Source organism: Candidatus Angelobacter sp. (genome assembly GCA_035607015.1).
Classification (GTDB): domain Bacteria; phylum Verrucomicrobiota; class Verrucomicrobiia; order Limisphaerales; family AV2; genus AV2.
Genome location: DATNDF010000014.1, coordinates 1 through 10945, shown reverse-complemented (window position 1 = coordinate 10945; position 10945 = coordinate 1). Strand labels below are relative to the sequence as shown.

Genomic DNA, 10945 nt, shown 5'->3' with positions numbered 1-10945 from the left:
CGACTTTACCTTCCACGGTCAGCAGCCGCGACTCAACCTTATCCGAGGCAAACGCAGGGAAGGCGGCGCAAATGGCGCCTGCCGACAAAAGGGGCAAAATGGCCTGCCGGACCTTTAAAATCAGGTTTTTCATCTACCGAATTGTCTCAGCACAGCAGCTCACTTTGGGCACCACACTCCAAAAATGACCTTGCCAATTATGTGACGGATGTTCAGTTAAGCACCGCGGGTGCCAACGCTTCAGTGTGGAAAAGCCATATATCAAGATTGCGATGTCCGAACGAATTACTCGGGTCCGGATTGCTGTTCCTGAGAACCGCGAGCCGCATCCGCCCGGGTCCCGCCATGACCGTCCAAAATGAACGCGGCACCCGAATTGCTTTTTGAATTTCGTGAATCTGGATTAACGACACCGGCCTGAACGACACGGTATTATAGCCACTTTGATGTTGCCAAGGAACTTAGGACTTTACCCCATAGACAACCAGTCTTTTCCCAATTCTCGTACGTAGATTTGCTCGTGAAACACACGCGTCACAAGATTCTCATGTTGGTTGGTGTGCTGGCCGGTTTGTTCCCGTTTGCGGCACGCGCGCAGGTCACAATCACTCAACAACCCCAGAGTCAAACCCCCACGACGGGCAGCAAGGTCACCTTGACTGTTCAGGCGACCGGCAGCGGGCCGCTGACGTTCCAATGGAGGTTGAACGGCGTCAACATTCCCGGGGCCAACAGTCCGGCATTCGTCATCACCAGCTTTCATCCTGCGGACGCGGGTGATTACAGTGTTGCCGTTGGCGATTTCACTGGAGCGATCAACAGTGCGGTCGCGCGAGTCCGGCCTCTTGGTTTGGACGCTTTACCGTTTTCCGATGCCATGAATGGGAACAATCGCGTCACGGGTCTGACGGGAACAGGAAGCGGCAATAACATTGGCGCCACGAAAGAGCCGGGCGAACCGAACCATGCCAACAAACCGGGCACGAATTCGGTTTGGCTGACATGGTCGCCGGGATTGCTGGGAGGTGTCGCGACGTTCGATCTGGCGGGAAGCAGTTTCGACACGCTCCTGGATGTTTACACCGGGAACGATGTTACGAATCTGACACTTGTCGCGGCGAATGACGATGTCAGCAACTGCGATGACGCCGCCAGCGGCCATCACACAAGCCGCGTCAGATTCAACGCCAAGGCAGGTACTGTTTATCATATCGCGGTGGACGGATTGGAAGGGGCCAGTGGCGACATCGTCCTCAAATGGGATGTCAACGTGCTGGAGGGATTGTTGTCTGTTTTAAACATCCTGCCCACCGTGTCGGTTGGCCTGCCCGGTGACAGCCTGGATCTATCGGTTACCGTCCAATCGGGCGGTGGCCTGCTCGGCTACCAGTGGTACTTGGACTGCAAACCTGTTCCGGGCGCGACCCAAAGCATACTGCACCTGAATAACCTTCAGCCGGCCAATGTCGGCGATTATGCAGTCCACGTGACTGAGTTATTGACCGGAGTGGAGACCGTGAGCGATCGAGCCAACGTCCAGATCAACATTGTTGACGGCCGCGCCATAGGTATATCAGCACTCGACAAATTCCCGGAGATCGCGGGTGGGGTGAAGAGCAGCCTGGGCACGGGATCTCGATTGCAAAAGGCGGGCGGCAGCCGGTTACCTGTCCGTAAATCGTCCGCCGGACCGGCGCGCGGTTACCGCGGGACGCAGGTGTTTAGCACCGTTGGAGCCACGAAAGATCCGGGTGAGCCGAATCATTGCGGGGAAGCGGGCGGGGCCTCCGAATGGTACGCCTACCAGGCACCGGCCAACGGCCTGTTGGTTCTGGACACCGACGGGAGTGATTTCGACACGGTCCTCGCGGCTTATACTGGGCCCGGGACGGATTTTCAAAGTTTGGTGTCGGTCGCGTGCGATAACAACAGCGGCGCAAACGGCCAAACGAGCCGTACTGTATTCCCGGTGACCAAGGACACTGTTTACTACATCGCAGTGGACGGGGTGGGCGGCGCGAGCGGGACGGTGCAACTGAACTACACGCTGGGCGTCGCGCCGGTCATCACACAGGCGCCGGCGACCCAGACAGTGCCGTTGGGGGCCAGCGTAACCCTGAGCGCGCTGGCCTCAGGGATTCCGTCTCCCGACTATGCGTGGCTTTTTTGTGACGGCGCAGTCTGCGGTGCGACGAACACAAGTTTGTCGATCACAAATTTTCAGGCGACAAACGAAGGTACATACTCAATCGTTGCGAGCAATTTTGCAGGCACAGTCGTCAGCACCGCCGCGACGTTGCTGCTGGATTCCCCGCTGCGGTTGGATTCCTTCAACATCAGCGGCAATGAATGCACCATGCGCATCATCAGCCAGCGCAACGCCACTTGCATCGTCCAATGCTCCACAAACCTCGTGGATTGGAACCCTCTCGCAACGAACACTGCGCCAAGCGGGATCTGGGATTATGTGACGACCAATGGTGCCGCGCGTCCGTACTGCTTTTATCGGGCCCTCGCACAGTAAACAACGGCGGGACTCGCCGCGCCAGCGTTGACAGCGGCCCGCGTCATGTCTCAATGGGATGGGTCACGGCTGCCTTGTTCGACGCAATCCGGTCGGCGTCGGGCGCGGTCGAAAGTCCGTCAGCACAATCGTCATGATTCGCGAGGCTCAACGTGGGTTGAATGGATGCTTTCTCACCCTGCTGGCGTTGACCGTTTTCCTTTCCACGGTGGTTGCGCGCGCGCAAGTATTGACGCCGAGTTCCATGACGTTGATCGGGGTCGGCGCCACCGGTAAAGCGACCTTCATTTCTTTGCCCGACTGCCCGGTCGATCTGCGTGTGACCGTGCAGGACGCGAACATCGCATCGGTCACTCCGTTGAATGCGGGTCCCGTGACGACACAGATCTTTACCGTGACGGGGCTGCAGGTCGGAGACACCGTGGTTCGTATTGATTTCACGGGAACCTCCCCGTTGTGTGCGGATTCCGGTTCACGATTCCTGACCGTTCATGTGATAGAGCCTCCTGCGATTGTACAACAGCCGGCCAGCCAGTCTGTATCCGTTGGCACGGACGTCACCTTTTCTGTTGTCGCGACGGGCAATCAACTTCGATACCAGTGGCGACTGAACGGGGTGAACATTCCGGGCGCGGTCAGCGATACGCTCGCGATCCCCAACGTGCAGGCGGCGAATGCCGGCGATTACAGCGTCATCGTTTTCAATCCCGCCGGTGTCGTTTTGAGCGCGATTGCGTCCCTGCGTGTGACGGGGATCAACGCCCTGGACATGACGGATAATTTCGCCGATCGAATCACCCTGAACGCGCCAGTCTATGTGGGGCGCGGGAAGAACATCGGAGCGACACGGGAAGTGGGCGAGCCGCTGCACGCAGGTGAAAAAGGCACCAATTCAGTCTGGGTCACCTGGCGCGCTCCTGCGAGCGGGGTAGTTACGTTTTCCACACTGGGCAGCAGCTTCGACACATTGCTGGCGGTTTATACAGGTACCTCGCTAACCAATCTTGTCGAGGTGGGCAGCGATAACGACAGTGGTGGGTTCCATACCAGTCGACTGAAATTCTACGCTCGAACAGACACCGAATACCAGGTCGCCGTGGATGGATTCCACGGCGCGCAAGGCGATATTGTCATGTCCTGGACTCTGGTGCCAGCGACGAATCTCCTTCCGTCGATTCTTACCGAGCCGGTGGCCGCTTCCGGGCCGACGAACGACAGCGTCCTTTTGACGATCGGTTTCGACAGTCCGGACCCGGTGAATTTGCAGTGGTTCAAAAATGGACTGCCCGTCAAGGCGCTCAGCGGACAGCTCAGCACGGATACCTATACCATATCGGGCCTGCAACGGGGCGACGTTGGCAATTACCAGGTCCGGATCGTCCCAAGCACAGTGCCGTCGAGTGACACCACGTTCGAGGTTTTCAGCCACCTTGTCCGCGTCCAAATGCACACTCGGGGCGATGGCACCGTGGTTCGCGGAGTGTTCACTGAAGACAAGTTTTTTGAAACCGTGGACTTGGTCGCTGGGTCGGCGCAGGGCGCGGTTGCAAAGTCATCAGGGATCCACAAGCAATCCGGGGGACCAGCGCGTGGATTCCGGGGCACGCAAGTTTTCAGCACGGTCGGTTCGAGCAAAGATCCCGGTGAACCGGACCATTGTGGCGAGCCGGGCGGAGCCTCCGAGTGGTACGCATATCAGCCTCCGGTGGACGGGCTCTTGATCCTCGACACCGACGGAAGCGACTTCGACACCGTGCTGGCGGCCTACACCGGACCGGGCACCGATTTCGCGAGTCTCGTGCCGGTGGCTTGCGACAATGACAGTGGCCCGGACGGCCAAACGAGCAGAACCGTGTTTCCCGTTACGAAGGATACGGTGTATTACATCGCGGTGGACGGTGTGGGAGGAGCCAGCGGCACCGCGGTTTTGAATTATAATCTTGGTGTCGCTCCGTCCATTTCCCAGCAGCCGGAGGCTCTGACTGCGCCAGCGGGAAGCAGCATCACGCTCGGCGTTGTGGCCACCGGGACGCCCGGGCCGTTTTATCAGTGGAGTTTGAATCAAGTCAGCCTGCCGGGTGCGACGAACTCCAGTCTGACCATTACCAATTTTCAATCTGTCAATGAAGGCGACTATGCCGTCACGGTTGGCAATTTCGCCGGATCCGTGGCGGGTGGTCCGGCGGCCGTTCTGCTTGATATGCCTATGCGTCTCGGCACGGTCGGCTTGAACGGAAGCGGTCAGTTCCAGTTGCAGTTGATTGGCGAGAGGGGCACGAACTACATCTTGCAGACCTCCATCAATCTGAGCAACTGGGTCTCCCTGGCGACCAACGCTGCGGCGAACGGGATTTGGGATTTCGTCGATTCGTACTCCACGAACTCGATTTCGCGCTTCTATCGTGCCATTGAGGCGCCATAACGCGGTCCAGAGGGACAGCGCGTGGGGATAGTCAGCCTGTGTGAGAAGTTGACAACAAGGGTAATTTGTCGTTTAACGGCGCATGGCTATGAGAAAGTTTATTCTGGGCACAGTGCTGGCGGCCTTCGTTTTGTCTTCGGCGTTGCCCGCGATCGAAGCGGCGCCCGCCAAATCCAGACGTGCCTCCGTCCACGCCCGCGCCGCGTCCCGTAGAGCCGCCAAACGCCACGCGAAAAAAATTCGCCGAAAGGCTGCGGCCAGGGAACGACGCAGAGGGAAGAGGTAGGGGCAGAAGCCACCCTGATAACTGGCTGGACGGTTTCGCATGCGATCCACTCGGGCAGCTACGCCCGCCAACATCGTCGCCTTCGCAGTTGATCGGGTGAGTTCGCGGGAAACCGGGTCGCTCCTTTGTCCGCCTCAAGTGCATTGTTGTCACCCGGCGCGGCTGATGGTTTCCGTCGGGAGTTTTCCAGCTGTCAAGGAACCGTTCGGTGGTTTAAGTCTGTTTCATCGAATGAAATCGTCATGGTTGGAGCGCGGATATGCGGCTTTCGTGATCGCACTGGTGGTGCGCAGCACTCCATTTGCGCGCAGCGAATCGGCGCATGGATTCGTGGCCACTGTGCATCCGGTCGCGACCGAAGCCGCCATTGCGGCCTTCAGGAACGGAGGCAACGCCATTGACGCGGCGGTGGCAGCGGCGCTGACGCTGGGGGTCGTGGATGGTCACGACTCCGGTATTGGCGGAGGTTGTTTTATGCTGATCCGGCTGGTTGACGGGACGTTTGTCGCCATTGATGGCCGTGAAACGGCTCCCGCCGCCGCGACTCGCGACATGTTCGTGCGAGATGGCAAGGCGGTTGCCGATCTGAGCTTGACCGGGCCACTGGCAGCAGGCATGCCGGGAGCACTGGCGGTTTACGACTACGCGGAGCGCCGCTACGGAAAGCTTTCGTTGAAAGAGCTTCTCCTGCCGGCAGCGAGAATTGCCGAAAACGGTTTTGCGCTCGACCGAAGTTATGCGGTGCGCCTTGCTGCGAGCGCAAAGGAATTGAGCATGTTTGAAGCCGCGCGCGCGGCGTTTCTGCCCGACGGCCGGCCTAAAAAGGCGGGTGAGATTCTGCGGCTGCCGGACCTTGCAAAAACCTATCGGTCGGTTGCGACGGATGGCGTTGACTGGTTCTACCGCGGTCCTTTCGCGCGTGCGACCGCCGCCTGGATGCGGCGGAATGGCGGTTTGCTGAAGGTCGAAGATTTTCGAAATTATCGCGCGAAAATTCGCGACCCGATCGTCACGACCTATCGCGGCTGTCAAATCGTCGGGTTTCCTCCACCCAGCTCCGGTGGTGTTCACGTTGCTCAGATCCTCAACATCTTGGAGAACTTCGACCTCAAGTCGATGGGCGCGAATTCCGCGGACTTTGTCCATGTCGTGACAGAGTCGATGAAACTGGCATTTGCCGACCGCGCGTATTGGCTCGGTGATCCTGATTTCGTGAAAGTTCCCCGCGGACTCGCCTCAAAAGAATACGCGGCGACCCTCGCGAAACGAATTGATCTGCATCGCGCGACGCCTGTATCCCAACAGGGAACACCACCGGGCGCGGGAGAGGACATTTTCAACGGGCATACGACTCATTTCTCAACCGCCGACACCCGGGGCAACTGGGTCGCCTGCACTGCGACGGTCAACACGTCGTTCGGTTGCAAGGTCGTCGTGCCCGGAACGGGCGTCGTGCTGAACAATCAAATGGACGACTTTTCGGCGCAGCCCGGGGCCACAAATTACTTCGGCCTGGTTGGCGCGGAAGCAAACGCAATAGCGCCAGGAAAACGCCCGCTGTCGAGCATGTCACCAACGATCGTCCTCAAGGACGGCAAACCGATTCTGTCCGTCGGCGCGGCGGGCGGGCCGACCATCATCAGCCAGACGGTGCTGGCGATCATTCAAACCATTGACTTCGGCATGGATCCGGCAGCAGCACTTGCTCAACCGCGATTTCACCACCAATGGAAGCCGGACGAACTGGTGATCGAAAAGAGCATCGGCGAACAAGTGCTGCGGGAACTCGAGAAGCGCGGCCACAAACTCAAGCTCGTTGATTCGCTCGGCGCGGCGCAGGCGGTCGGTATAGGCGCGAAGGACAAGGGCCTTACGGGCGCGCACGATCCGCGCGTGGATGGCAAAGCGGCCGGGTGGTAGGGACAGATGCCCCTTTGCATCGGGTTCGGTCGAGCTGCAACGACGCGATTCCGCGGATAAAGTTTTCTGGCCACGGGAGCAAAAAGCGGGATAACTGTTTCTTCATGAACCGACGCCAATTTATTCAAAGGGGCGCCCTCTCCGTTGCGGCGCTGCCTTTCGCGGCTGCCGCAGCCGAATCGCGTACCGGCGCAAAGGGCAAGATCAGGGTTGGTTGTTTGAGCTGGTGTTTCCACAGCCTCTCACCCGGCGTCGATCCCGAGCCGGCCATCGACCTCATCGGTGAAATGGGATTTGACGGCATCGAGTTGATCGTCACCGCCCGCAAGGACGTAAGGGAGTTCTGGACGGACACCCGCGTGGACCGTCTCAAGCAGAAACTTGACCGGTATAAACTTCGAGTGTCGCAATTTGTCATGTTCCAGCCGGTGGTTGAAGGACTGTCCAGCACGCAACGCGATGTCCGGGAACAGGCCCTCGATTATTTCGAAGGAGGTTGCCGGGTAGGAAAAAGATTTGAAGCCACAATCATCAACATCGTCGCGCCGTGGGCGCTCGAATTGAAGGGCCCGACGTATTACCTGCCACGCTACTACGATATCGAGAAGCCAAAGCCGGATGAGAAATTCCACATTGACGTCGCCGCTGGTTTCGATTTTGAGCGGGTATGGAACGGGTTTGTTGCGACCGTCAGGGATTGCCTCACGTGTGCGAAATCACACGGACTTAAATTCTCGATTGAAAATCACACCCATACGCTTGTGCCGGGGGCGGACGCGTTTCTGCGGCTGTGGGACGCGATTCGCGATCCCGCGCTGGGCAGCAACCTCGACGTCGGATGGGTGCAGCTCGAGCGCGAGTACCCGCCCGTGGCGCTTGACAAGCTCAAAGGGCACGTGATGAACCTGCACATGCGTGACATCGACGGTCTCATGCACCTGTTCCCGCCGTTCGGTGACGGTGTCATGGACATCCGCGCCATCATCGAAACGCTGAAGCAGACCGGCTTCGAGGGCTATGCCTCCATCGAACAGGACCAGCATCCCGGCGATCGCGACATCAAGGAAACCTGTCAGCGGTATTTGAAAATAATGCGTGAATATATTGGTTGAGCGGACGGTGACGTGCGGCTCTCGTCAGCGATGAATCTTGGTGTTGGCTGCTACGGATCGAGAAGTTCGGAATCGTATTTCCTGAACACAGCTCGAAGGGCGGAGGGAGTCCGATCTGACATTGTATGAATCTCCTCAATCAGCCGGAAAATATTCGCGGTCATGACGAGCAGATAGCGAACAGGGACCGGCGCAGGATTCCAGTAGGTATGGGGCGTGCCGCGTGGAACGAACACGCTCGAACCCGCGCGCGCTTCAAATTCATCTTCACCCGCTCGGACGCACAAGGTGCCCTCAAGCACGTACCAGGCTTCGTCGTCGCTGTGATGGATGTGCGGTGGAGCGATGAGACGCGGCGGATCCGCGGGTCCGCCGGCATCCCGCCATTCAGCCAGCACAAAAGCGTCGTTGATCGACCCGACGACCCGTCCGGCGAGCGGCGATGCGACGATTCGTGAACTCATTTTCAGGTGCGCGACCGGCAGAGTGTGCTGCCGCAATCGCACCAGTTGCAAGACCACAATCGCGGCTGCCAGGCCGGAGTGCTGGCCGGCTTTCGGCTGGGGCGGCAGTTAAATCTCCGTGAGTAAACGCCGGGGTGTTCTCAGGACGGTTCAGTCCGACCTGGAAGCAGGGCCAGGGTCCGGGCTGGTAGGCGCTCCGTGGGATCCATTGCCCGACCAGTTGAGCATGGGTTTCTCCAGTCTTTCGATATGGCCTGCGATGCGTCGTTGCCGCATACTCGCCGCCGTGCATTGTCAGGCCTTCAGTTTGCTCTTCGGAACCAACTTTTGGTTCGCCGTAACGCGATCGTCATAACGGATTTTTCCGGTGGCGTGACCACCGGATCGGCATGACTGATTTCGATGAACCGCGAGTCCGGTCAACATGCAGCAGTACCCGGAGCATACGCGCTTTGTAATCGCGCAATGTTGCGACAGCTTTCCGGCACTCGAAGTTTATTTCATCCGGGTATTTCAGATCAGCGAACGACGCGCCTGACCGTTTTTGTTGTCTTGAGTGGCAACCGCAAACGATCCGCTGTGCTTTTTCAGGAAAGGGGTCGAGATCGGCGCCGATTTTTCAACAAGTGCTCGGAAGTTGACGCCTTGCTGAGGTTTCATGCAAAGTGACGGCACCGGATGAGCCACCTCCGCTCCTCGCGCCACCGTTATCGGGGCTTCATTCAAAACTACCGGCAAAGGCGGCTCGACGATCTGGCGGAAGGCGGCGACGACCACCAGCCTGCTGATCTTTCGGCAAAAACGGCCGCTAAGGGATCGGCATCAGAGTCCAGCGGGAAGCTTCGAGGCAGGCGGCGCAAGTACCTCCGGGAATATCTGCTCTGGTTGCGGCCTCATCGTTACGCGATAGCCACTCTTTTTGCCCTGGCATTGCTTGCTGCCGGACTGGAGATGGTCGAGCCGCTGTTCATGCGGTTCATCATCGACAGGGTGCTGCTAAACGCCGCATTGGACCTCGCGTCGCGACTTGCCCGCCTTCACTTCGCGGGGATGCTGTTTGTCGGTGTGGTCGTCCTTTCCAGGCTGATCGGCGCACTCAAAGATTATCGCCAGCGCCTGGTGAACGTGCGCGTGATGCTGTCGCTCCGGCGGTCGTTGTTCGAGCGGCTGCTGCACCTGCCGTTGCAAAAGTTGTGGGACTTCAAGACCGGCGGCATCCTTTCGCGGCTGACCGGAGACGTGGACACGACGACCGGGCTTCTCCAGATGGCCATCATGTCTCCCGCCATCTCCATCCTCCGCCTGGTCGTTGCCGTGGCACTGCTGTTGACGTTGAACTGGCGGCTGGCATTGACGGCGCTGGCAATCATCCCCGGTGTCATGTTGATGAGTCTGACGTTCGCGAAACGCATCCGGCCCATCTACCGTTCGCTCCGCAAGGACGTGGAACGGATCGATGGCCGCGTGGGCGAAACCTTTTCGGGAATCCGCATCGTCCGCGCGTTCGGACGGGAGACGCGGGAATTGCTCGACTACATGCTCGGGCGGCACACCGTGCTCCGCAAGGAGATGTTCGCGCAGCGCCGCGAGATGGTTTTGTGGACGTCCTGGGGCCTGTTGCTGGGCGCGGTCAATGTCGTGATCGTCTGGTACGGCGGATACCTGAACCTCGTCAGCCGCGCCTCCATTGGCGACATCATGGCGTTCCAGTGGTACACCTTCCTGCTCCTGAACCCGGTCTGGAACATCGTGAATTCCTTCTCCGAGCTTCAGCGCTCGCTCGCGGCCACGGAGCGCGTCTTTGAGGTGCTGGCCATGGACGACGACAAGCCGGACAAACCCGATGCGTGCGACGCGCCGCCGGTCGTGCGTGAAATCCGGTTTGAACACGTCGAGTTTGAATACCGCGAGGGCCAACCCGTGGTGCGCGAATTCAATGTTGTCGTGCCCGGCGGAACCGTGGTTGCCCTGGTGGGCCGCAGCGGCGCCGGGAAGACGACGGTGACCGATCTTGTGGCCCGTTTTCACGATCCAACCCGGGGCCGCCTTCTGCTCAATGGCTCCGACATCCGGAACTTTCGACTCAACACCTACCGGGATCTCCTGGCCATCGTGCAGCAGGATGTCTTTCTGTTCGATGGCTCGGTGCGCGACAACATCGCCTACGGCCGGCATCGGGCGACGGCCGCCGAGGTCGAGGACGCCGCCCGCCGGGCG

Annotated in this window: 7 protein-coding genes; 5 read left to right on the top strand and 2 right to left on the bottom strand. The window is 59.2% G+C overall.

What is annotated here, in order from left to right; all coding sequences use genetic code 11:
- Positions 1 to 520: 520 nt before the first annotated feature.
- The 4 genes from VN887_00525 to VN887_00510 all read left to right on the top strand — a co-directional run bounded on the left by VN887_00525 (position 521) and on the right by VN887_00510 (position 8264).
- Positions 521 to 2524 (top strand): immunoglobulin domain-containing protein, encoded by a 2004-nt coding sequence (locus tag VN887_00525; GenBank protein ID HXT38483.1) that lies wholly within the window; start codon positions 521 to 523, stop codon positions 2522 to 2524.
- A gap of 133 nt (positions 2525 to 2657) precedes the next feature.
- Entirely contained in the window at positions 2658 to 4946 is a 2289-nt protein-coding gene (locus VN887_00520) for an immunoglobulin domain-containing protein (protein HXT38482.1), read from the top strand.
- A 517-nt stretch (positions 4947 to 5463) separates the two neighbouring features.
- Positions 5464 to 7152: a gamma-glutamyltransferase gene (ggt, locus tag VN887_00515; GenBank protein HXT38481.1), complete on the top strand. Its 1689-nt coding sequence runs from the start codon at positions 5464 to 5466 to the stop codon at positions 7150 to 7152.
- 104 nt (positions 7153 to 7256) lie between these two features.
- Positions 7257 to 8264, top strand: coding sequence for a sugar phosphate isomerase/epimerase (locus VN887_00510; GenBank protein HXT38480.1), 1008 nt, complete (start codon positions 7257 to 7259; stop codon positions 8262 to 8264).
- A gap of 50 nt (positions 8265 to 8314) precedes the next feature.
- On the opposite strand, the gene VN887_00505 is transcribed toward VN887_00510, so the two are convergent.
- On the bottom strand, positions 8315 to 8728 hold the full coding sequence (locus VN887_00505) for a cupin domain-containing protein (GenBank protein HXT38479.1): 414 nt from the start codon (positions 8726 to 8728) through the stop codon (positions 8315 to 8317).
- A 513-nt stretch (positions 8729 to 9241) separates the two neighbouring features.
- Positions 9242 to 9388, bottom strand: a complete 147-nt coding sequence (locus VN887_00500; protein HXT38478.1) for a hypothetical protein — start codon at positions 9386 to 9388, stop codon at positions 9242 to 9244.
- An 18-nt stretch (positions 9389 to 9406) separates the two neighbouring features.
- On the opposite strand from VN887_00500, the gene VN887_00495 reads away from it, so the two are divergent.
- On the top strand, positions 9407 to 10945 hold a 1539-nt coding region (locus VN887_00495), incomplete at its 3' end, for an ABC transporter ATP-binding protein (GenBank protein HXT38477.1).